Origin of the sequence: Sphingomonas sp. (assembly GCF_019635455.1) — a bacterium.
Classification (GTDB): Bacteria; Pseudomonadota; Alphaproteobacteria; order Sphingomonadales; family Sphingomonadaceae; genus Sphingomonas.
On record NZ_JAHBZJ010000007.1, the window covers coordinates 41973 to 64074 of the forward strand.

A 22102-nucleotide genomic window follows, 5' to 3' on the forward strand; every position below is an offset into this window, starting at 1 on the left:
CGCCATTCACTCCCCCGCGCAAGCGGGGCGGAAAGCGATCACTCGGCCCGCAACAACGCGTCCGCCTCGCTCTCCTCGCCCCCCTCGCCGGCGATCGCGCGGGTCGCGGCGACGTCCATCGCGACATTGCCGACCGTGCGAAAGATGTCGGGGATCGTCTCCACCGCGACCAGCAGGCCGAGCGGCGCGATCGGCACCCCCATCGCGATCGCGATCGGCGCGATCGAACTGACGAAGCTGATCGTGCCGGGCAAACCCACCGCGCCCATCGTCGTGATCGCCGCTGCCGCCCATCCGGCCGCAAGCTGCCCCGCGCCCAGCTCGATCCCGAACCAGTGTGCGACATAGATGGCGACCGCGAAATTCATCGCCGGCCCGGTCCACCGGAACAGCGCGACCGCCAGCGGCAGGACCACGCCGGCGCGTGCCACCGGTACGTTCAGCGCTTCGGTCCCGCGCAGCATCGCGGGCAGGCTGGCGAGCGACGACTGGGTCGATGCCGCGACCGACTGGGCCGGCAGGATCGCGCGCACGAACCGGCCCGGCGGCACCTTGGCCGCCACCCATGCGAACGGCACCGACGCCAGCCACAGCACGATGCCCACGCTGCTGACGATCAGCACATAATGGAGCAACGCGCCGAACGCCGACGTACCCGCGCGCGCGCCCACGACATAGGCGAGCGCGCCGACGCCGATCGGTCCCAGCCACAGCACCCAGTTGATCATCACCAGCATCGCGTCGCCGATCGCCCTGAAGAACGCGGTCAGCCGCGTCCGCTCCTCGGCGGGCAGCCTGGTGATCGCGAAGGCGAAGACGGTGGTGAACAGGATCATCGGCAGGAACGCGTCATTGACCGCCGATGCGATCGGGTTCGACGGCACGATCGCGACCAGGAAGGCGGAGAAGGGCGGCACCTCCCCGGTCGGCGGCGCCGCACCCAATGCGCCGCGCAACGCCTCTGCCAGATCGCTTCCCAGCGGAAAGGCCGAGAGAAATCCGAGCGTCAGTGCGCCCCCGAGCGCCGATGACACCCAGAGCAGGGCGATGAAGATCGCCAGCGCCCGCCCCGCCAGCCGGCTCGCCCGCGCCGCCTCTGCCGTCGCGGCGATTCCGGTGATGAGCAGCGAGACGACGAGCGGCACGATCGTCATCTGCAATGCGTGCAGCCACATCGTTCCGATCGGCTGCACCCAGTCGGCGGCGGTCAGCGCCCCTTTCGGCATGAAGGCGGCGACGGCGATGCCGAGAAGCAGGCCGAGGATCAGCGACAGAAAGATGCGGGTCGGTTGCGACATACTCGCCCTTCAGCAAAAGCGGCGCTATCACCGCGCGGCAGGAAGTGGGCAAGGTCGCAAAGCGGACGATTATGGCAAGAAAATATTTCGGCACCGATGGAATTCGCGGCAAGACGAATGTCGGCGCGATGACCGCGGCGATGGCGATGAAGGTCGGCATGGCCGCCGGCGCCCATTTCCGCCGGGGCGATCACCGGCACCGGGTGGTGATCGGCAAGGATACGCGCCTGTCGGGCTATATGCTTGAAAATGCGCTGGTCGCCGGTTTCACCAGCGTCGGCATGGACGTGGTGCTGGTCGGCCCGATGCCGACCCCGGCGGTGGCGATGCTGACCCATTCGATGCGGGCGGATATGGGCGTGATGATCTCCGCCAGCCACAATCCCTATGCGGACAACGGCATCAAGCTGTTCGGGCCGGACGGGTACAAGCTGTCCGACGCCGACGAACTGGCGATCGAGGCGCTGGTGGAGGGCGAGATTTCGCTCGCCGCCTCGTCCGACATCGGACGCGCCCGCCGGATCGAGGACGCGCGGGGCCGCTACATCCATTTCGCCAAATCGACCTTCCCCGAACAGCTGCGCCTCGACGGGCTGAAGATCGTGATCGATTGCGCCAATGGCGCCGCCTATCAGGTCGCGCCGTCAGCGCTGTGGGAACTGGGGGCAGAGGTCGTTGCGATCGGCGTCGAACCCAATGGCAAGAATATCAACGATCAGGTCGGCTCCACCGCGCCGCTGACGCTGTGCGAAACGGTGGTGGCATCCGGCGCACAGATCGGCATCGCACTGGATGGCGACGCCGACCGGCTGATCGTCGCCGACGAACGCGGCGAGGTAGTCGATGGCGACCAGCTGATGGCGACGATCGCCGGCGGCTGGGCGCGGCAGGGGCGGCTGCGCGGCGACGGGCTGGTCGCGACCGTCATGTCGAACCTGGGCCTCGAACGGCATCTGGCGGCGCAGGGCCTGGGCCTTGTCCGCACAAAGGTGGGCGACCGCTATGTCCTGGAGGAGATGCGTGGGTCGGGCTACAATGTCGGTGGCGAACAATCGGGCCACATCATCCTGTCGGACTATGCGACCACCGGCGACGGCCTGGTTGCGGCGCTTCAGGTGCTGGCCGAACTGGTCCGTGCGGACGCTCCGGCCAGTGAGGTGCTGCACCAGTTCGATCCGCTGCCGCAGCTGCTCAAGAATGTCCGCTTCGCCGGTGGCAAGCCGCTCGACGACGATGCGGTCAGGGACGTGATCGCCGCCGCGGAGGCGGAACTGAACGGCACCGGCCGCCTCGTCATCCGCGCGTCCGGCACCGAACCGGTGATCCGCGTGATGGCCGAGGGGGAGGATATGGGGCAGGTCGAAACCGTGGTCGATCGGATCTGCGACGCGGTGCGCAGGGCGGCCGCCTGACCGCGGCGATCCATCGCGGCGCGTGCCTGTGCGGACGGGTGACGTTCACGGTGACCGGCGATGTCCCGGCGCCAGACGCCTGTCATTGCCGCGCCTGCCGAAAGTCGTCGGGCCATTTCTTCGTTTCGACCGATGTGCCGCGCGACCGTCTGGTCGTGCGCGGGAGCGAGCATGTGCGCTGGTATGCCTCGTCACGCGCGGTCCGTCGCGGCTTTTGCGGCACCTGCGGATCGCCGCTGTTCTGGGACCGGCCCGCGCGCGACTGGATCGGCGTGGCGACGGGCGCGTTCGACGATCCCATCGGCACGCGCATCGCCGCGCATGTTCATGTCGGCGAGAAGGGCGATTATTATGCGCTTCCCGCCGACGAACCGGCCTGGCTCGCGGTGCCTCCGCCACACCCTTGCACGGACCGATAAAGTACCATATCCATACTATCAATAAATGGTACGGAGTCGTGGCTGATGTCGGATATGTGGATTGAACGGGTGTCGTTGCCGGCGTTGCTGCGGCATGCGCGTGGTGCCTATGGCCGGGCGATGCGCGCCGCGCTGGAGGCAGAGGGCTATGACGATGTCCCGCGCAACGGCCTGTATGTGATCGGCGGCCTGGCGATCGATGCGGAGGTGCCGCTGGCGCATCTCATCGCCGATCTTGGCCTGTCGAAACAGGCGGCGGGACAATTGGTCGATACGCTCGTCACCCGGGGCTATCTCGATCGCCGGGTCGATCCCCAGGATCGCCGGCGGCTGGTGGTGACGCTCGCCGAACGTGGCCGCGCGGCCGCTGTCGCTCAGCATGCCGCGCGCGACCGCATCGACGCGCTGTTGCGCGATCGCGTCGGCGAAAACGGTGTTACCGCGTTGCGCCGGATGCTCGCCGCGATCATCGCGGTTGGCCGGGAAGACGCGGAATCGGCGGAACCGGCGCCGGCCTAAGCGCCTCACGGTCCCGCGCGCGATGGCCGGCCGACCGTCAATCCGGTCCACCGCGCGCCGGGATCGAAGGGCTAGGCCAGCAACTGGTTCAGAAGCGCGGCGAGGCGGTAGCCGGCCTGTTTCATGCGTTGTGCGGCGAGCGGATATTTCTGCGCCGGATATGTCGTCGGCAGCGTCTCCACCACCGGGCAGATCGGCGAATGCGTCGTATAGCACGGCGAGAGCACGTCGAAAATCTGGTCGCGCGCCATGTCGCTGCTTTCGATCGCCCAGCTTCGCGGAGTGCCGCCCAGCGTCACCGTGACGCCATTGGACATCAACTCGCTCGCGATCGCGGCGGGGTCCTCGCTGTGATCCTCGACCACATCCTTGTCCCAGATGGTGTGGATGGTCTTCACGCTCAACCCCATCACGATGTTGTTGTACCCGATCGGGTCCGACCCATGCAGCGGCTGGTGAAGGTCGCCGACGAGATGGACGATATATTTCAGCGCCTCCAGCCGTGCGGTGGCGCTTTGCTGAGTGCTGGCGAGGATGGGGCTGTAATAGGCGATCGCCTCGTCGGCGCACAGGCCGGTGTCGGGGCAGGCATGGGCGGGCGCCTCCGATCCGTCCACCGGGATGCGGGTGCTGTGGATCGGTGTTCCCGGCACCCGCTGGCTATCCGCCCAGGACGAGACGTCGGACAAATGGGTGGCGCCTTCCTGTGCGAGCAGGGACTGGATCTTCGCAAGGACGGCGGGTTGCAGGTTCGCTTCGGCGATCGTGGCGATCGCGGCATGGCCGACATTGCCCCACGCGCCCGCGGGGGAGGGGCTGGCGCACAGCGCGATCGGCAGCGCCAGGGCGAGCAGTCGGGTCTTGAACGTCATGATCTCTCTCCTCATGAATTCGCTTTTTCACAGCGATAGAAATGCTGGGTCCCGATCCGCACATGGTGCGCGCCCGGCCATTCCACGGCGCGCGTGACGCGCCGGTTGGCCTGCGACAGATCCTCGCCCCCATCGACGTCGTAGAGCACCTGTTCGGAATAGGTGATCGATCGGGCGTCGATCGCGTACCGGCCACGTTCGGTGTTCGCGAGATATTGTCCGTTCGAGAGGTACGACACCGCGCTGAACAGGTCGCATCCGGCCTGCGGGTCGCCCCGATTGTCGCGGCGGCTCCAGGTGCCGATCAGCGATCCGGGCGGGACGACGGCGGCCGGCTTCGGCATGGGCGTCGGCGCGGCGTCGATGCTGGCGGTCGGGGCAACGCGCACGGTTCCCGGGGCGGGGGCGTCTTCCGCCGTGCGCGGCCAGATCCAGATGGTGAAGAGCACGGCCATCGCGCCCGCGCCGCCGACCAGGCAATGTTTCCATTCGCGTGTCGTCATCATGCTCTCCATGGGACGGCCCGGCGGCGGGTCAGCTTCGCGTGGCGCCTCCCGCGGCCCGCCGGCGGGGACTCGGTTGCGCGGGTGTGGCCGCATCCGCGCGCGCGTCCTGCGCGAGCGCGAGCGTGCCGAGCGGCCCGGCCTGGGCGCCCAGCAGCGCCTCGACCAGAATCGGTTGCGCATCGAGGGTCAGATACCCGTTGAGGCTCGCCCGCATCGCGCGCTCGATCGCCGGGGCAAGGCCGGGATTACCCATCACGACACCACCGCCGAACGCGATCCGGTCGGCAACGGTGTGGCACATCAACGCGTGGCAAAGCTGCCCCAGATAGTCGATCGGCGCGGCCCATCGCGGGTCGTTCAGCGCGATGTCCTCGGGGATGACGCCGGCGAAGCGCGCGACGATCGCCTTGCCAGAGGCGAGGCCTTCGACGCAGTCGGTGTGATAGGGGCATACGCTCGGGTGGCGGTCATCGACCTGGCGGACCGCGCGGACATGGCCGAGTTCGGCGTGATGCTCGCGCGCGCCTGCATCACCGGACGCAAAACCGACGCCGACGCCGGTGCCAACCGTCACATAGGCGAACTGGCGGGTATCGCGCCCCGCCCCCCATCGGCGTTCGGCGGCGGCAGCGGCGTTGACGTCGGTGTCGATGCGAACCGGCCGATCGATTCCCGCCGCGATCCGGCGCAGCACCGCCGCGCCGCTCCATCCGGGTTTGGAGGTCTGCTGGATCGATCCGAATTCCGGGTGCAGCGGATTGAGGTTCAGGGGGCCGAAGCTCCCGATCCCCAGCGCGTCGAAACCCGGACCGCGATACCATCGCTCGATCTGGCGGGCGATGGTGGCAAGCGTGTCTTCCGAATCGCCGGTGGGAAGCGACAGCTGATCGATGATCCCGTCCGGTCCGTGGCCGAGCGTACAGATGCATTTCGTGCCGCCCAGTTCGACCCCGGCGAACAATGGCCCTTTCGTCGTCACGCGCATGTCAGCGGCGGCCCCGCTCGACCCGCGCGAGATGCGGCGCGAGCACGCGCTCCATCACCTCATAACCGGCGACGAGCGGGTGGACGCCATCACGGGCCAGCCCCTCGCGCATCCCGCCCTCCGGCGTGGCCAGCGCGGCGTGATAGTCGATCCAGTCCGCGCCGAGCCGGCGGCTCAACGCGCGCAGCATCGCGTTCAGCGCGACGATGTCGTTCGCCGGCCGTTTTTCGGGTCGCCAGCGAAAGGCGGCGGCGGGCGGCACCGATCCGATCAGAACCCTGACGCCCTGCGCCTTTGCCAGAATCGCCATCGCCGCGATATTGTCGCGCGACTGGGCCAGCGTCATCGGGCCGGTATTGCCGGCAATATCGTTCGTCCCCGCCATGATGTGAACCGCCATCGGCCGCAGCGCGATCACGTCGGGCATCATCCGCAACACCATCTGCGGGGTCGTCTGGCCGCTGATCCCACGGCAGATCCGGCGCGGCGTGAAGAATTCCGGCCGCAGGCGATTCCACCCCTCGGTAATGCTGTCGCCCATGAAGACGATCGTGGGACGAATGCCCGCCGCGACGATCCGGGCATTGTCCTCCGCATAGCGGGCGAGGTTGGGGAAATCGTCCCGCAACTGTCGTTCGCGGGCAAGTTCCGCTTCGCTGCGGGGGGTGGTTTGCGCGCCCGCCGTTCCGGCCATGAGCCAGCCGGCGGCGCCGGCGACGGCGGCAAGCGCCTGGCGGCGATACAGGCGCGAACCACGCATCGATTCAGATTGGTCCATTGCCAATTCCTCTCCTTCCCGACCGTGTGGCACGATCGATAATAAATCAATCAAATTTTTAAAATCTTCGAGAACCAGGCTGGGCATCGCGCGTTTCCTGCCGCTTCCAGCCTGCGCAGTGACACAAAAGAGCAATACCGTTGACATATTAAATTCATCGTGTTTTTTTAATGGCCACACGGATCGACAATGAGTCCGGTCATTACGGGAGGATCGAATGCGCAGTTTCCGTGCGATGTTGTTTGCTGGCACCGTTTTCACGCTCGCCATGGGGGCGCCCGCGCTGGCCCAGACGAAGCCGGCGAGCGGCGATGCCGCATCGGCCGACGACCAGCCCGAGGACGCGATCATCGTTTCGGGCTATCGCGAGAGCCTGAGGAGCGCGCGCGCCACCAAGCAGAAGAGCGACGCGATCCTCGACACCGTGGTGGCCGAGGATCTGGGCCAGCTTCCCGACAACAGCGCGACCGAGGCGCTCTCCCGCCTCCCCGGCGTACAGGTGTTCCGCAATCGCGGCGAGGCGCAGGCGATCACCATCCGTGGCCTGTCGCAGACCCTGACCACGCTCAACGGCTCGGAATCCTACAATGGCTCGTCACGCCGCAGCCTGCTCAACAGCTATCCCGCTGGCCTGTTGCGATCGATCACCGTCTACAAGGCGCTGACCCCCGACCTGATCGAGGGCGGTATCGGCGGCGCGGTGAATGTCGAGCTGCGCCAGCCCTTCGATTTCGCGAAGGGACTTGTCGTCGCCGGCACGCTTCGCGGCAGCTATGACGATCAGGTCCGGCGCTTCTTCTACAATGGCGACGTGCTGGTCAGCGACCGGTTCGACACCGGACTGGGCGAAATCGGCATCCTTCTGAATGCGTCCTATCTGCGCCGCGACTATTTCGAATCCTATCGCGAGAGCCTGTCGCCGCGCAACAGCACCACCGGCCAGGCGATCAGCCCCGCCGGTCTGGGGACGGTGCGTTATCCCGGCACCATCCTGGTGAAGCAGCCCAACGGCCGCTACGTCCGCCCGGTGCTGACCGGTTCGATGCAGTGGAAGCCGGCGTCCAACCTCCGCCTCGATCTGCGCGTCACCAATATCGACGATCGCAACGTCAATTACGACACCGATCTTCAGACCGCGCTGCCGACCACGCTGACCAACGTCACGCTCGTCCCCGGCACGAATGTGGTGCAGAGCGCGTCCTTCACGCCATCGGGCGCGTCCGGCCCGCGCGCGTCGCGCAGCGACAACAACATCAACACGACGCAGGCCGAGTTCGGCCTGGAATTCGTCTCTGGCATCGCCACGCTGTCGTCGCGCGCCGTCTATACGCGCTCGACCCAGAGCAGCCGCTCGCAGCTGTTTCTCAACGCGTTCCGCAGCCCGCCGCCGATCAACGCCATCTTCCAGAGCGATTCGAAGTTCGGCGGCCTGAGCTACAGCTATGCGAACAATGTCGATCTCACCGACCCGGCGAATTTCTACGTCCGCGCCTATTCGGATACGCTGAGCAAGGCGAAGGCCGACGGGCTGCAATGGCGCACCGACCTCACCCTCGATACCGGCGGCGGTCTGATCAGGAATTTCAAGGCCGGGTTCCGCTATGCCCAGCGCGGCACCGACTTCCAGAGCGGCACGCGGCTCGCAAATCTCGATTCGCTTCGCCTGTCGATGTCCTCCTTCCCGGGCGGCAGCACGCCACAGATCCTTTATGGCGGATTTCATGGCGACGATGTTTCGGTGCCATCGACCTGGGTGCAATATGACACGCGCCTGCTCGACAATCGGGCCAATCTGGACGCGCTCAACGCCTATATCGCGACCCTGCCGGGGCAGGCGGCGCTGTTCGGCACCGCCGATCCCGTGTTCGACCCGCTCCAGGCGTTCAATGGCGACGAACGCAGCTATGCCGCCTATGCGCAGGTGAAATATGGGTTCGATCTGGGCGGCGACGTATCGGTCGATGGCATTGTCGGCGCGCGGCTCGTCAACACCGATCTGTCGATCTCGGGAACGCAGGTGACGACCACGCGGACCACCGCCGGCACCGTCGTGACCAACACCCCGATCAACGGGCATCAGAACTATGTCGATCTGGATCCAAGCGTCAGCGCAGTCGTCCATTTCGGCCGCAACCTCCAGCTGCGCGCGGCATGGACCAAGACGTTCAGCCGGCCCGATTTCTCGCAGCTCAACCCCAGCCTCAACCTTGCCGAGATCGTCGCGTCGTCCGGGGCGGTCACCTCGGCTGCGGTTGCCGGCAATCCGGATCTTCAACCGATCCGCTCGACCAATTGGGACGCGTCGCTTGAATGGTATTTCGGCCGGGCCGGTTCGGCGACCGCCGCAGTCTTCCTGCGGGACGTCAACGGCTTCATCGTCAACACGCAACAGGATGAAATCGTCCCCGGCTCGGTCGGTACGACGGTCCCGGTGCGCCGCCCGATCAATGCCGGCGACGGCACGATCAAGGGGTTCGAACTGGCGTTCAGCACCTTCTTCGATTTCGCCCCAGGGGTGTTGTCGAACTTCGGCGCATCGGCGAACTTCACCTATATCGACACCAACCAGGTGCTGCCCGCGACCCCGGCGAACACCGCGTTCGAGGGGCGGATCGCCGGCATTTCGAAGCGCAGCCTGAACACCGCGCTGTTTTATGATGACGGAAAGTTCCGCGCGCGCGTCGCCTATGCGGTGCGTGATCGCTTCATCCTGGCCTATGTGCTGAGTGACCCGATCGGCAATCTCGACTGGTATCCGATCAGCCGTCTCGACGCCTCGATGTCGTACCGGCTCACGCCCAACATCACCTTCACCCTCGATGGTCAGAACCTGCTCGGCAAGCCACAGCGTTCGTTCTGGGGGGATGCGCAGGCGGGCGACAGCGCGTTCAACGACCGCGTCTATTATGAAGGACGCGTCATCTCGCTCGCGGCGCGCTTCAAGTTCTGAAGCCGATGGTGCGCCTCCCCGCGTTCCTCGTCGCGCCGCTGGCGCTTGTGACGGTGGCGGCACATGCCGCCCCGGCCGATCGCGACGGGGAACGGGTGGTCGAACGCGCCGTGCTGCTGATGCGGCACGGCGTGCGCGCACCGCTTTCGGATCCGGCGATGCCGGCCGGAACCGCCGCGGCGACCTGGCCCGCCTGGCCGGTGCCGCGCGCGCATCTCACGCCGCATGGCCGTGCCGCAGTAGCGGCGCTCGGCGTCGCGGACCGGACCGCGATCGGGTTGCGTCCCGCGCCGGGCTGTCCGGACGTGGCCACGGTGCGCATCGTCGCCGACAATGACCAGCGTACCATCGAAACCGGGCGGGCCTGGGCGGCCGGTTTCGCGCCCGGATGCGACCTGTCTCCGACCGCATTGCCCGCGGGCGAGGTGGATCCGGTCTTCGCCCCGGTCGAGGCGATGGGCGCGGGCTTCGATACCGCCGCCGCGCGGCGCGCGGTCGAACGCCGCCTGCCGCGCGGCGGCTTCGCGACGCTGGACGCGCGTACCGCACCGTTGCGCGCGCGGCTCGACACGATCCTGTGTGGGCGCGCGGGCATGCCGAATTGTGGCGTATCGCGGCGCCCGACGGCGTTGCGTCCCGTCCGCCCCGGCCGCGAGCCGGCGCTTGTTGGCGCGATCGCCGATGGCGCGAAGGCCGCGCAGATCCTGACGCTGGAATATGCCGACGGGATGGCGGCGCCCGGCTGGGGGCGGCTGCGCAGCGGGGATGTCGCGATGCTCGGGGCGCTACGGGCGGTGGCGTATGACGTCGTGTACCGCACCCCCTATGTCGCGCGCGCGTTCGGCGGGCCGACCCTGCGACGCATGCTCGACGGAATCGAGGGCGTGGACGCGCCACGCCTGACGGTGATGATCGGGCATGACAGCAATATCGCTGCCGTGGCAGGCTTGCTCGATCTTCACTGGCGGGTCCCCGGCTTCGCGGCCGACGATCCGCCGCCAAGCGGGGCGATCGTCATGCAACTGATACGCGACCGGCGCGGACATCGTTTCGTCCGGATGATCTTTCGTTCCCCCACGCTGGACCAGATCCGCGCCGGCGGGGCGCTGTCCGCAGACGGGGCGACGGCACGCCCGATCGCGATTCCGGGGTGCGCGCCGACCCCGTTCGCCTGTCCGCTCGATCGCTTCAGGCGACTCGTTTCGGCGGTTCTGGCGCCATGATGGTCCGCCGGCTCGCCATTCTGCTATGCGCGCTGGTGTCGGTCGGCGCTGCGAGGGGGGAGGCGCGCCCGCGCGCGCCGGTCGATCTCGTCGATCCCTTCATGGGAAGTTCGGGGGATCGCGGACAGCTTTCGCCTGCGGCGGCGGCCCCGTTCGGCATGGTGCAGCTTGCGCCGGATACGACGCCTGCAAATCATATCGGCTATGATCGCGATGCGGCGCTGTTGCGCGGCTTTTCCCACACCCGGGCGCAGGGCGTCGGATGCAATGGCGGGGGCGGCGATCTGCTGATCTCGGCACGCTATGCGGGCGAGGCCGGGCCGTCGCCGATCGATCCGGGCAGCCAGCGGGCCGGAGCGGGCTGGTATCATGTCCGCTATGGCCGGACGTCGATCACCGCCGATCTCGTCGCCGGACAGTCGGTGGCGATCAGCCGGTTCACGGTCGCGCGCGCGGGACGGATCGTCCTCTCGCTCGATCCGCGCCACAGCTATTCCAAGCATATCGGCCATGAATGGCTCGGCACCAGCGCCGGCGATGTCCGCGTGCAGCTCGCCAATGCGACCGTGTGCAGCCGGGGCGTCTATCGGCTCGCCATCGCCGGCCGCCTGCTGCGCAATGGCCAGCCCGTTTCGGCCGCCGGCACGGTCGATGCCGACGGTGTTCTGGGATTCGCGATCGATGCCGGCGCGGGCGACCGGATCGAGTTGCGCACCGCGCTCTCGACCATTGATGCGCGATCGGCGCGGACCACGCTGGCCGCCGAACTGGGCGCGCGATCGGTGGCGCAGCTTGCCGCCGGCACGCGCGAGGCGTGGAACCGGCTGCTTTCGCGGATCGCATTCGATGGCGATCCGGCGCGGCGTGCATTGTTCTACACCTGTCTCTACCGCGCGCTGCAAATGCCCGCCCGCGTGGATGACGGCGCCGGGGTCTATCGCCGGTCCGGTGGCGCGCCCGGTCGCGTCCCGCCCGGCCATCATCGCTACGCCGGCTGGTCGCTGTGGGACAATTACCGGACCCAGGTGCCGCTGATCGCCTTTGCCGCGCCCGACGTGGCCGGGGACATCGCGGATTCGCTGGTCGATCTGTTCCAGTCCGAAAAGGCGCAATGGGCAGGGCCGAACGAGCCGTTTCTGAGCGTGCGGACCGAGCATGCCGGGATCGCCCTGCTCGACCTGCACCGCAAGCGACTGGGGAGTATCGACCCCGCGCGCGCGCTCGACGCCATGGCGGCCGAAACGACGGCCCTGCCGCGGGAGACGCCCGACCAGCAGATCGAACTGGCTTATGACCAGTGGGCGGTGGCACAGCTCGCCGCGGATCGAGGGCGGCCGGCGCTGGCCACGGATTTCACGCGGCGCTGGCAGGGCTATCGAACGATGTGGGGCAGGGTGTTCCGCGATCTGGGTGCCGATGCGGACACCGTCAAGGCACGGGGCCTGTACCAGGGGACGTTGTGGCAGTATCGCTGGGCGCCGGTATTCGATCTCGACTGGATGCGCGGCACGGCGCTGGGAGGCGCACGGTTCGACCGCGAGCTGGACGAATTTTTCGCGCGCGGTCTGTTCAACATGACGAACGAGCCCGACATCCACGCCCCGTTCCTCTTCGCGCTGACTGCTCGCCCGCAGACGGCCGATCGCCTGGTCGCCAGGCTGCGCGATCTGCCGATCGACCATTGGTACGAAAATCAGCGCAAATATGAAAAGCCGATCGTCCAGCGCAGCTTCTCTCTCTCACCCGGATTTGCGGAGGGGATGGACGATGACGGCGGCGCGATGTCGGCCTGGTATGTCTGGGCGTCGATCGGGCTTTATCCGCTCGTGCCGGGCGAGCCGTGGTACACGGTGACCCTGCCCGCCGCGCCGCGCGTCGCGATCGACGTGGGGCAGGGGCGCCGTTTCGTCATCCGCACGCGTGGGCGTGGTGACCAGATCGGATCGCTCCTTCTGAATGGCCGGAGGCTGGACGGCCGGCGGCTGACGCATGGACAGATCATGCGCGGCGGAACATTGACGATCATCAGGGAGTGAAGCGCGTGCAGGTCAGACGATGGGCGCAAGCGAGCTTTGCCGGCATCTTCATACTGGTGACGGCGATGACGGCGGGACCGGCGACGGTGGCGAAGGAGGCGCCGCCCGCCGCGCGCAACCCCTGGGTCGGCGCGTGGGGCTATGCCGCGTCGCCGGCGACCGAGACCCCCGGGCCGACGCGCCCGGCCGGCACCTTTCGCTACCGCATCCGCCTGACCCAGGGCGGGGCGGGGGTCGCGCTGCGCTTCACCAATCCTGAAAATGCGGTGCCGCTTGTCATTTCGGGGGCCAGTGTCGCCATCGCCGCACCGCGCGGATTCGCGGGGATCGCCGCGCCGATGGCGGCGGGCTTTGCCGGAAAAGCGGGCGTGACGGTGGAGGCGGGCGCGTCGATCAGCACCGATCCGATCCGGCTTCCCGTCACTTCGGGTCAGGACGTGATCGTCACCCTGACCACCGCCGCGCCCAGCACCGATGTCGCGGGCAGCGCCGGCTTCGTGACCGAATTCACCCCCGCCGCTCCTGCCGCGCCCGCCGAAGCGACCAGGGCGCGCCCGTTCGTCAGCCTGGTCAGCGTCCACAATCCGCGTGCGCCCTGCACGATCGTGACGCTGGGCGATTCGATCACCGAAGGTGCGCGCGGCAAGGACGCGAGCTGGCGTGGCTGGCCGGGCCGGTTCGCCCGGCGGCTGATCGAGGCGTCACCGCAATCGCATTGCGGCGTGGTCAATATGGGGATCGGCGGCAATCGCCTGCTGGCCTATGGCCGTGGCCCGTCGGGGATTGAACGGTTCGGGCGCGACGTGCTCGCGGTTCCCGGGGTCACGCATGTCGTGCTGCTGGAGGGGATCAACGATATCGTCCGCAGCGCCAGCCCGCGCGAGCGCGCGATCGGATCGGCACAGCTGATCGCCGGCTATCGCCAGATCATCGAGATGGCGCACAAGCGCGGGATCAGGGTGATCGGCGGCACCATGACCCCGGCATGGGGATCGCGCTTCATCACGCCGGAACTGGAGCGCATCCGCCGGGAAACGAACCGCTGGATCGTCGAACCGGGCAATTTCGATGCATCGATCGACTTCGAATCCGCGCTTGCCGACGGCACCACGCCGCCCGCGCTGAAGCCCGCGTTCGATTCGGGCGATCACCTGCATCCCGCCGATGACGGCTATGCCGCAATGGCGGCGTCGGTGCCGCTGAATCTCTTTGCTGCCTCTGTCCCGATGTCTGGAGCGAAACCGGAATGACCTTTATCCAGACCCCCGAAACGCGATGGGCGGGTACCAATCTCGAACGTGCCGCGAACCACAATCAGCGCATGACGCTCCACGCGATCCGGGTGCATCGCGAACTCACCCGCGTCGAACTGGCGGCGATCACCGGGCTGACCGCGCCGGCGATCTCGAACATCACCCGCCGCCTGCTCGATGAAGGGCTGATCGTGGAGAGCGGGCAGCGGCGCGGCGGGCGTGGACAACCGGCGACGCGGCTGACCGTGCGGCCCGACGCGCGACATGCGATCGGCCTGAACATCGATCGCGATCACATCACGCTGGTGGTGCTCAACTTCACCGGCCAGGTCCTCGCCCGTGCCACCCGCGACGTGCGTTTCGCCCTGCCGGAACAGGTGCGCAGCTTCTATCGCCAGGCGATCGTCCAGCTGCTCGAAGAGGCGGGCGTGCTCCATGAAACGCTGATCGGGATCGGCGTCGCCGTGCCGGACGATCTGGGCGTGGTGGATCTGGAGGGGCGCCCGGCCGCCTACGCCCAATGGTCTTCGACCAACCTGACCGAGCTGCTGTCCGATCCGTTCAACCTGCCCGTCTTTGTCGAGAACGACGCCGCCGCCGCCGCGCTGGGCGAGTTGCAGTTCGGCCTGGGCCAGCGGCACCGCAGCTTCTTCTACATCCTGGTGTCCTCCGGCCTGGGCGGCAGCCTGGTCATCGACGGGTCGCTGTTTCGGGGCGCCAACGGACGCAGCGGCGAACTCGGCTTCATGCGCAGCGCGCCCGATGGCGGACGCGAGACGGTGCAATCCTTCGTCTCGCTGTCCGGACTGGGGCGCATGCTTGGCGCGGCGGGGCTGGGGATCGAGGATGTGGTGGATCGTGCGGTGCCGACCGCGGCCGCGTCGCGCATCGTCGATGAGTGGATCGACGGTGCGGCCGCCCGGCTTGAGGCGCCGGTCGAAGCGATCAACTGCCTGATCAACCCCGACGCCGTCCTGCTCGGCGGGCGGCTTCCGCCGACGATTTTTGACCGGCTTGCCGATGCGATGCGTGCGCGCCTGCTCGCCCAGCGGTCAAGCGTGCCGGTCGTCTGCCCGATCATGCGTGCCGCCTTTTCGACCGATGCGCCCGCCGTGGGCGCGGCCATCCTGCCGATCAACCATTTCTTCCTCCCTGCCGCGGGCGGCTCATGGAAGAAGATGGCGGATCAGGGCGGCACGCTTGCCGACATGATCGCGTGACGCCGGTGGCTGCGCGGCAGGCCGTTACGCGCGGCCTGATCGCATCGATCGCGTGCGCCGCGCTTGCCGGCCTGTTGTTCGGCTTCGACACCGCCGTGATTTCCGGCACGACCACCGCACTTTCACGCGAATTCCGGCTGGACGCGACCTGGCTCGGCGTCACCGTGTCGGCGGCGTTGTGGGGAACGCTGCTGGGGTCGCTGGCGGCGGGGCGGCCGGGCGACCGTTTCGGCGCGCGCGACGCGCTCAAGGGGGTGGGGCTGCTGTTCCTGGTCGGCGCGTTGGGGTCGGCCCTCGCGACCGGATGGGGCGTTCTGGTCTTCTTTCGTATCCTCACCGGTCTGGCGGTGGGCGGAGCGTCGGTGCTGGCGCCGGTCTATATCGCGGAAATCGCACCGGCGCGGCATCGCGGCGCGATGGTGGTGGTGTTTCAGCTGAACATCATCCTCGGCATCCTGATCGCATTCATCTCCAATGCGGTGATCGGTGCGATTGATCTCGGGCCGGATGACTGGCGGTGGAAATTCGGGGTCGGGGCGGCACCCGCGTTGCTGCTGCTGGCGATGCTGTTCCGCATTTCCCAAAGCCCCCGCTGGCTGGTCGGACGCGATCGCGCGGACGAAGCGGCCGCCGCGCTCATCCGGACCGGCCGAACCAGGGAGGACGCGATCCGCGAGATCGCCGAAATCCGCGCCAGCCTCGCCAGCGAGCCGGTGGGTGAGCGGCTGCGCTGGTCCGCCCATGCCCGCCCGATCCTGCTCGCGATCCTGATCGCGCTGTTCAACCAGCTGTCCGGGATCAACGCGCTGCTGTATTATATCAACGACATCTTCGTCGCCGCCGGCGCCGGCGGCAGCGCCGACGCACAGGCGATCGTGATCGGTCTGGCCAATGGCGTCTTCACCTGTCTGGGGCTGGTCCTGATCGACCGGGCGGGCCGGCGGACGTTGCTGGCGGTCGGGTCGATCGGCATGGCCGGATGCCTCACGGTCGCGGGGCTGGCGCTCGACGGGGTCCTGCCAAAAGGGGCGGTGCTGTTCGCGCTGATCGGCTTCATCGCCTGTTTCGCGTCCAGCACCGGGGCGGTGATCTGGGTCTATCTCAGCGAGATATTTCCGACGGCGGTGCGCAATCGCGGCGCCGCGCTCGGCGCATCGGTTCACTGGGGCGCCAATGCGGTGATCGCGGCGGCCTTCCCATGGATCGCGGCGCGCTCGGCGGGCCTCCCGTTCCTGTTCTTCGCCGCGATGATGGCGTTGCAATGCGTGATCGTGCTGCGCTTCTTCCCGGAAACGAAGCGGGCGTCACTCGAACAGCTTCAGCGAAAGGAGGCGCTTCATGGCTGACACCGCCCCACCGGTCGTCGCGCCGGCTAGCGGCACGCTCGCCGCCTATTGCACCGTCACCACGCTTTTCTTCGCATGGGGCTTCATCACCTCGCTGGTGGATCCTCTCGTCGCGGCGGTAAAGGGGATTTTCGAGCTGAGCGATGTCGAGGCACAGCTCAGCGCGTCGGCGTTCTTCATCGCCTATGGCGTGATGAGCTTTCCCTCCGCGGTCCTCCTCGCCCGGATGCGGGCGGCGAACACGATCGTGCTGGCGCTTGGCATGATGCTCGCCGGGTGTGTGGTCATGCTCGCCGCCGCGAACGCGGCCGTTTATGGTCTCGTCCTTCTCGGCCTGTTCGTGCTCGCCAGCGGGATTACCGTGCTTCAGGTCGCGGCCAATCCGCTGGCGTCGATCCTTGGCCCTCCGCATCGCAGCCATTTGCGACTGACGCTGGCACAGGCGCTGAACAGCCTTGGCACGTTCATCGGCCCCTATCTGGGTGCGGCGCTGTTCCTTCAGCAGATCGAAATTCGTCACGACGCGGTGGTCACCGACGCGGCGCGCGACGCCGCCCTGGGCGGGATCGATCGCGCCTTTTTCTGGATCGCGGGGCTGTTGCTGGCGCTGATCGTCTTCTTCGCGACGACGCGCGGGCTGATCCGGCGCGCGACCGACGCGCATGATGCGGATGGCGGCGAGAGGGCGGGGATGTTCGCGTTGCTGTCAGAGGCGATCGCATCGCGATGGACGCTGTTCGGCGGGCTGGCGATCTTTTGCTATGTCGGGGCGGAAGTGGCGATCGGCACGCAGATGGCGTTCTTCCTCAGCGGGCCGGACGTGTTCGACATGCCGCTGCAACAGGCGGCGAAAATGGTCAGCCTTTACTGGGGCGGGGCGATGGTCGGCCGGCTGCTGGGATCGGCGGTGCTGACGCGGGTGCCGGCGGGCCGGGTGTTGCTGTTCGCCAGCATCGCCGCGTGCCTTATCTGCATCCATATCTTCACCATCGGCGGATCGACAGCGGGCTATGCCGCGCTCTGCATCGGTCTCATGAACTCGGTGATGTTTCCGGTCATCTTCACGCTGACCCTGGAACGATCGACCGCGCGGCCGGCGGCGACGTCCGGGTTTCTGTGCTTTTCGATTGTGGGCGGCGCGGCGATGCCACCCCTGACGGGGCTGGTCTCGGGAATGGCGGGTTATGCCGCAGCCTTTGTCGTACCGGCGCTATGCTATGCGGTCGTCGCCGGCTTTGCCGCGCTGGCGGCGCGCGCAGGCGTGCGACGGCCGATCGATCCGGGGCTGTCCCCGGCGCATTGACCTCAATCATCAAGACGCGGACGATGAACGACAACAGACAACAGGGGGGAGCGATGGACGAGGAACTGCTTGAACGGGTCGCGCGGGATCCCCGCTATATCCGGCTGGTCCGCGAACGCGCGCGCTTCGCATGGACGCTGTCGGCGATCGTCGTGACCGCCTTTGCCGCGTTCATCCTCGTCATCGCGCTGGACAAGCCGTTGCTCGCCACGCCGGTCGGCGATCTCGTCATGTCCTGGGGCATTCCGGTCGGCCTTGCGCTGATCGTGCTGGCGATCGCGTCGATCGCGCTCTTCACGACGCGTGCGAACCGGCGCTTCGATCCGGTGATGGCGGAAATTCTGGCGGAGCATGCGCAATGAACCGGATCATGATCGCCGCGGTGCTGTTGCTGGCGCCGCTTCCCGCGCTGGCCGACGCGTTGCAGGGACAGGCCGAGCAACAGCCGCGCAACTGGATCGCGATCGGCATGTTCGCAGCCTTTGCCGCGCTGACGATCGCGATCACCCGCTGGGCCGCGCGCCGGACGCGAACCGCGTCGGATTTCTACACGGCGGGCGGCGGGATCACCGGTTTCCAGAACGGGCTGGCGATCGCGGGCGATTTCATGTCGGCGGCCTCGTTCCTCGGGATTTCCGCCCAGATCTATTCGGACGGGTATGACGGGCTCATCTATTCCATCGGCTTTTTGATGGGCTGGCCGATCATCTCGTTCCTGATCGCCGAACGGTTGCGCAACCTTGGCCGTTTCACCTTTGCCGATGTCGCCTCGTTCCGCTTTGCCCAGGGACCCGTGCGCAGCTTCGCCGCGATCAGCACGCTGCTGATCGTCGCCTTCTACCTGATCGCGCAGATGGTGGGGGCGGGACAGCTGATCAAATTGCTGTTCGGCCTCCCCTATCCGGTCGCGGTCGTGCTCGTCGGCGTGCTCATGATGATCTATGTGCTGGTCGGCGGCATGACGGCGACGACCTGGATCCAGATCAGCAAGGCGGTGCTGCTCCTCGCCGGTGCGACCTTCATCGCGCTGTCGGTCCTGTGGCAGTTCGGCTTTTCACTGGACGCGCTGTTCGCCCGGGCGGTCGCGGTAAAGACCGACCTTGCGCTGGGGCAGGGCATGGCGCCGGCGGAGGCCGCGGCAAAGGGCGCGGCGATCATGGGGCCGGGCGGGTTCATCAAGGATCCGGTGTCCGCCCTGTCCTTCGGCCTCGCGCTGCTGCTCGGCACCGCCGGGTTGCCGCACATCCTGATGCGCTTCTTCACCGTTCCCGACGCGCGCGAGGCGCGCAAATCGGTGCTGTGGGCAACGACATGGATCGGCTATTTCTACATCCTCACCTTCGTCATCGGGTTCGGCGCGATCGTGCTGGTCACCAATGACAGCCAGTATCAGGCGCCGGGCGGCGGGTTGATCGGCGGGGTGAACATGGCGGCGATCCATCTGTCCCGGGCGGTCGGGGGCGACCTGTTCCTCGGTTTCATCTCGGCGGTGGCGTTCGCGACGATCCTTGCGGTGGTCGCGGGGTTGACGCTGTCGGGCGCGTCGGCGGTCAGCCACGATCTCTACGCCTCGATCTGGCGGCGTGGCGCTGCGAATTCGGCGGACGAGCTGCGCGTGTCCCGCATCACGACGGTCACGCTCGGCGTCGTCGCGGTCGTTCTGGGCATCCTGTTCGAGAAGCAGAATGTGGCGTTCATGGTCAGCCTGGCCTTTGCCCTTGCCGCGTCGGGCAATGTGCCGGCCCTCATTCTTTCGCTCTACTGGCGGGGGTGTACGGGCATCGGGGTCACGATCGGCGGCATGATCGGCCTGTCCTCCGCATTCGTCCTGACGCTGCTCTCCCCCGCCGTGTGGACCCAGACGTTCGGGCTGGGCGACGCGCCATTTCCCTATTCCTCGCCGGCGCTGTTTTCGGTGCCGCTCGGCTTCGTTGGAATCTGGCTCGTCTCGCTGCTCGATCGATCGGCGACCGCGCGCGCGGAACGGGCGGCGTTCCGCGCGCAGCAAATCCGCTCCGAAACGGGAATCGGCGCCTTTTCCGCCTCCGGACACTGATCGCCCGATCCGCGCGCGGACGCGCCGTGTCTATTTGCCCGGGCGCGGGACCTTGCGCGGCGTCATGCGTTGAAGCGGTGGATACGCTGTTTTGGAGATCGCCATGTTGAAGGCCGCATTGCTGTTCGCCATCCTTGCCCTGGTTCTGGGTCTGCTCGGGTTCGGAGGTGCCGCCGGCGCGGCATGGGGGATCGCCAAGATCCTGTTCTTCATCGCGGTCGCGATCGCGGTCATCCTCTTCGTGCTGGGACTGACCGTGTACAAGAAGGTCACCTGAAGCGGCCACCTACCTGTCGCCGGTCAGCGGCGGACGCGCGTCACATGCCCCATCTTGCGGCCCGGGCGCGCGTCGCGTTTGCCGTAGAGGTGAAGATGCGCGTCCGCCTCCGCCAGCAGGTCGCGCCAGCGATCGGCATCGTCGCCGATCAGGTTTTCCATCTCCACCCGGTCGCCGGTCAGATCCGCCGTGCCGAGCGGCAGGCCGCAAATGGCGCGGACATGGTTTTCGAACTGCGACGTCGTCGCCCCCTCGACGGTCCAATGCCCGCTATTGTGGACGCGCGGCGCCATTTCATTGAATATCGGGCCGTCATCGGTGGCGAAAAATTCGCATGTCAGCACCCCGACATGCTCCAGCCGGTCGGCCAGCGCCCGCGCCAGCGCGATCGCCGCTGCGGCCTGCCGGGCCACGATATCGGGCGCCGGAACAAGCGAGCGGGCGAGGATGCCCTCGACATGGATATTGTGCGGTGGCGGATAGGCGACCGCATCGCCATCGATGCCGCGCGCGAGCAGGATCGAAAATTCGTGGGTAAAGCCGACAAACCCCTCCAGCACGCATTCGCGCCCGTCCATCGTCGCCCATGCTGCCGTCGCCTCGCCCGCATGGCGCAGCCGGATCTGGCCCTTGCCGTCATAGCCTTCGGTCGCGGTCTTCAGGATCGCCGGCGTGCCGATTTCATCGAGCGCGGCGCCCAGCTGGTCGAGCGAGGCGACGGCGCGCCATGGCGCGGGGCGTCCGCCGCAATCCTGCGCCAACGTCTTTTCCCGTCCGCGATGCGCGCCGATTTCCAGCGAGGCGCGACCGGGCCTTACGGGCGCGCATTCCGCAACGACATCGATCGCGGCGGGATCGATATTCTCGAATTCATAGGTGACGACGTCGCACCGGCGCGCGAACGCGGCCAGCGCCGCCGCGTCGTCATAGCCGCCCCGGGTAAAGGCGGCGGCGACGTCGCATGCCGGGCCGCTCGCCGGGGCATAGACATGGCAGCGATAGCCAAGCTGCGCCGCCGCGACCGCGATCATCCGGCCGAGTTGGCCGCTGCCCAGAATGCCGATCGTTGAGCCGGGCGGGATCATTCGGGATCGGTCGCGACGCTTTCGGTCTGGGCGGCGCGCCACGCCTTCAACCGGGCCGCCAGCGCGTCGTCCGCCGTGGCGAGGATCGCGGCGGCGAGCAGGCCGGCATTGATCGCACCCGCCTTTCCGATCGCCAGTGTGCCGACCGGGACGCCGCCTGGCATCTGGGCGATCGACAACAGCGAATCCATGCCCTTCAGCGCCTTTGATTCGACCGGGACGCCCAGCACCGGCAGGTGCGTCATCGACGCCGCCATGCCCGGCAGGTGCGCGGCGCCGCCAGCCCCGGCGACGATCACCCGGATGCCGCGCGCGTCGGCGCCGGTCGCATAATCGTACAGCCGTTGCGGGGTGCGGTGCGCGGACACCACCTTCGTTTCGTGCGCGACACCCAGTTCGCGCAGCATGTCGGCGGCGTGGCGCATCGTCTCCCAGTCAGAGGTGCTGCCCATGATGATGCCGACCTGCGGCGCGTCCGCCATTGCCCAACCCCTTCGCTGCGGGAAGCCGTCCCCCTAAAGACGCCGCGCGCCTGCTTCAAGCCTTTGACCGCAATGCGCGGGA

Annotated in this window: 20 protein-coding genes; 13 read left to right on the plus strand and 7 right to left on the minus strand. The window is 67.6% G+C overall.

The genetic code is table 11. The features are described 5' to 3' along the window. Positions 1-38: 38 nt before the first annotated feature. A complete protein-coding gene (locus KF783_RS10050) occupies positions 39-1298 on the minus strand; it encodes a cation:dicarboxylase symporter family transporter (RefSeq protein WP_294078805.1) in 1260 nt (419 codons plus the stop codon). 71 nt (positions 1299-1369) lie between these two features. Between KF783_RS10050 and glmM the strand changes: the two genes are divergently transcribed. The 3 genes from glmM to KF783_RS10065 are packed head-to-tail and all read left to right on the plus strand — an operon-like array spanning position 1370 to position 3648. Beyond that, the gene (gene glmM / locus KF783_RS10055; protein WP_294078808.1) at positions 1370-2710 is read left to right on the plus strand and encodes a phosphoglucosamine mutase; all 1341 of its coding nucleotides are present in this window, start codon (positions 1370-1372) and stop codon (positions 2708-2710) included. Between the two features lie 50 nt (positions 2711-2760). Next, positions 2761-3129: a GFA family protein gene (locus tag KF783_RS10060; protein WP_294078811.1), complete on the plus strand. Its 369-nt coding sequence runs from the start codon at positions 2761-2763 to the stop codon at positions 3127-3129. A 45-nt stretch (positions 3130-3174) separates the two neighbouring features. Beyond that, positions 3175-3648: a MarR family transcriptional regulator gene (locus KF783_RS10065; protein ID WP_294078814.1), complete on the plus strand. Its 474-nt coding sequence runs from the start codon at positions 3175-3177 to the stop codon at positions 3646-3648. Between the two features lie 71 nt (positions 3649-3719). On the opposite strand, the gene KF783_RS10070 is transcribed toward KF783_RS10065, so the two are convergent. Genes KF783_RS10070 through KF783_RS10085 form a run of 4 tightly spaced genes read right to left on the minus strand, consistent with a single transcriptional unit; the run spans position 3720 to position 6789 of the window. Continuing rightward, the gene (locus KF783_RS10070; protein WP_294078818.1) at positions 3720-4520 is read right to left on the minus strand and encodes a S1/P1 nuclease; all 801 of its coding nucleotides are present in this window, start codon (positions 4518-4520) and stop codon (positions 3720-3722) included. 11 nt (positions 4521-4531) lie between these two features. Then, positions 4532-5023 (minus strand): hypothetical protein, encoded by a 492-nt coding sequence (locus KF783_RS10075; protein WP_294078821.1) that lies wholly within the window; start codon positions 5021-5023, stop codon positions 4532-4534. A gap of 31 nt (positions 5024-5054) precedes the next feature. Then, a complete protein-coding gene (locus tag KF783_RS10080) occupies positions 5055-6005 on the minus strand; it encodes an ROK family protein (RefSeq protein WP_294078823.1) in 951 nt (316 codons plus the stop codon). A gap of 7 nt (positions 6006-6012) precedes the next feature. Then, on the minus strand, positions 6013-6789 hold the full coding sequence (locus tag KF783_RS10085; RefSeq protein WP_294078826.1) for a GDSL-type esterase/lipase family protein: 777 nt from the start codon (positions 6787-6789) through the stop codon (positions 6013-6015). A gap of 217 nt (positions 6790-7006) precedes the next feature. Between KF783_RS10085 and KF783_RS10090 the strand changes: the two genes are divergently transcribed. The 10 genes from KF783_RS10090 (at position 7007) to KF783_RS10135 (ending at position 20453) form a co-directional block, all read left to right on the plus strand. Beyond that, positions 7007-9739, plus strand: coding sequence for a TonB-dependent receptor (locus KF783_RS10090; RefSeq protein ID WP_294078829.1), 2733 nt, complete (start codon positions 7007-7009; stop codon positions 9737-9739). A 5-nt stretch (positions 9740-9744) separates the two neighbouring features. Continuing rightward, positions 9745-10962, plus strand: a complete 1218-nt coding sequence (locus KF783_RS10095; RefSeq protein WP_294078834.1) for a histidine-type phosphatase — start codon at positions 9745-9747, stop codon at positions 10960-10962. After that, complete coding sequence (locus KF783_RS10100) at positions 10962-12998, plus strand: glycoside hydrolase domain-containing protein (RefSeq protein ID WP_294078836.1); 2037 nt, start codon at positions 10962-10964, stop codon at positions 12996-12998. The genes KF783_RS10095 and KF783_RS10100 overlap by 1 nt, the downstream gene beginning before the upstream one ends. A 5-nt stretch (positions 12999-13003) precedes the next feature. Further along, positions 13004-14248, plus strand: a complete 1245-nt coding sequence (locus tag KF783_RS10105; RefSeq protein WP_294078839.1) for an SGNH/GDSL hydrolase family protein — start codon at positions 13004-13006, stop codon at positions 14246-14248. Next, on the plus strand, positions 14245-15471 hold the full coding sequence (locus KF783_RS10110; RefSeq protein WP_294078842.1) for an ROK family transcriptional regulator: 1227 nt from the start codon (positions 14245-14247) through the stop codon (positions 15469-15471). Before KF783_RS10105 ends, KF783_RS10110 begins: the two co-directional genes overlap by 4 nt. After that, on the plus strand, positions 15468-16817 hold the full coding sequence (locus KF783_RS10115) for a sugar porter family MFS transporter (protein WP_294078844.1): 1350 nt from the start codon (positions 15468-15470) through the stop codon (positions 16815-16817). Before KF783_RS10110 ends, KF783_RS10115 begins: the two co-directional genes overlap by 4 nt. Next, entirely contained in the window at positions 16810-18120 is a 1311-nt protein-coding gene (gluP, locus tag KF783_RS10120) for a glucose/galactose MFS transporter (protein ID WP_294078846.1), read from the plus strand. Before KF783_RS10115 ends, gluP begins: the two co-directional genes overlap by 8 nt. Positions 18121-18143: 23 nt before the next feature. Beyond that, positions 18144-18482 (plus strand): DUF485 domain-containing protein, encoded by a 339-nt coding sequence (locus tag KF783_RS10125; RefSeq protein ID WP_294078850.1) that lies wholly within the window; start codon positions 18144-18146, stop codon positions 18480-18482. A gap of 8 nt (positions 18483-18490) precedes the next feature. Then, positions 18491-20176 (plus strand): cation acetate symporter, encoded by a 1686-nt coding sequence (locus KF783_RS10130; protein ID WP_366511731.1) that lies wholly within the window; start codon positions 18491-18493, stop codon positions 20174-20176. A 103-nt stretch (positions 20177-20279) separates the two neighbouring features. Then, positions 20280-20453, plus strand: a complete 174-nt coding sequence (locus KF783_RS10135) for a DUF1328 family protein (protein ID WP_294078856.1) — start codon at positions 20280-20282, stop codon at positions 20451-20453. A 23-nt stretch (positions 20454-20476) separates the two neighbouring features. Here the strand turns inward: KF783_RS10135 and KF783_RS10140 are convergent, their stop codons facing one another. Then, complete coding sequence (locus tag KF783_RS10140) at positions 20477-21538, minus strand: 5-(carboxyamino)imidazole ribonucleotide synthase (RefSeq protein ID WP_294078859.1); 1062 nt, start codon at positions 21536-21538, stop codon at positions 20477-20479. After that, positions 21535-22020, minus strand: coding sequence for a 5-(carboxyamino)imidazole ribonucleotide mutase (gene purE / locus KF783_RS10145; RefSeq protein ID WP_294078862.1), 486 nt, complete (start codon positions 22018-22020; stop codon positions 21535-21537). Before purE ends, KF783_RS10140 begins: the two co-directional genes overlap by 4 nt. Positions 22021-22102: the final 82 nt, after the last annotated feature.

Excerpts from the sequence above, each read along its gene's own strand:
- KF783_RS10050 (WP_294078805.1), bottom strand. The coding sequence starts at position 1,298 with ATGTCGCAACCGACCCGCATCTTTCTGTCGCTGATCCTCGGCCTGCTT.
- glmM (WP_294078808.1), top strand. The coding sequence starts at position 1,370 with ATGGCAAGAAAATATTTCGGCACCGATGGAATTCGCGGCAAGACGAAT.
- KF783_RS10065 (WP_294078814.1), top strand. The coding sequence starts at position 3,175 with ATGTCGGATATGTGGATTGAACGGGTGTCGTTGCCGGCGTTGCTGCGG.
- KF783_RS10070 (WP_294078818.1), bottom strand. The coding sequence starts at position 4,520 with ATGACGTTCAAGACCCGACTGCTCGCCCTGGCGCTGCCGATCGCGCTG.
- KF783_RS10075 (WP_294078821.1), bottom strand. The coding sequence starts at position 5,023 with ATGACGACACGCGAATGGAAACATTGCCTGGTCGGCGGCGCGGGCGCG.
- KF783_RS10085 (WP_294078826.1), bottom strand. The coding sequence starts at position 6,789 with ATGGACCAATCTGAATCGATGCGTGGTTCGCGCCTGTATCGCCGCCAG.
- KF783_RS10090 (WP_294078829.1), top strand. The coding sequence starts at position 7,007 with ATGCGCAGTTTCCGTGCGATGTTGTTTGCTGGCACCGTTTTCACGCTC.
- KF783_RS10095 (WP_294078834.1), top strand. The coding sequence starts at position 9,745 with ATGGTGCGCCTCCCCGCGTTCCTCGTCGCGCCGCTGGCGCTTGTGACG.
- KF783_RS10100 (WP_294078836.1), top strand. The coding sequence starts at position 10,962 with ATGGTCCGCCGGCTCGCCATTCTGCTATGCGCGCTGGTGTCGGTCGGC.
- KF783_RS10110 (WP_294078842.1), top strand. The coding sequence starts at position 14,245 with ATGACCTTTATCCAGACCCCCGAAACGCGATGGGCGGGTACCAATCTC.
- gluP (WP_294078846.1), top strand. The coding sequence starts at position 16,810 with ATGGCTGACACCGCCCCACCGGTCGTCGCGCCGGCTAGCGGCACGCTC.
- KF783_RS10125 (WP_294078850.1), top strand. The coding sequence starts at position 18,144 with ATGAACGACAACAGACAACAGGGGGGAGCGATGGACGAGGAACTGCTT.
- KF783_RS10130 (WP_366511731.1), top strand. The coding sequence starts at position 18,491 with ATGATCGCCGCGGTGCTGTTGCTGGCGCCGCTTCCCGCGCTGGCCGAC.
- KF783_RS10135 (WP_294078856.1), top strand. The coding sequence starts at position 20,280 with ATGTTGAAGGCCGCATTGCTGTTCGCCATCCTTGCCCTGGTTCTGGGT.
- KF783_RS10140 (WP_294078859.1), bottom strand. The coding sequence starts at position 21,538 with ATGATCCCGCCCGGCTCAACGATCGGCATTCTGGGCAGCGGCCAACTC.
- purE (WP_294078862.1), bottom strand. The coding sequence starts at position 22,020 with ATGGCGGACGCGCCGCAGGTCGGCATCATCATGGGCAGCACCTCTGAC.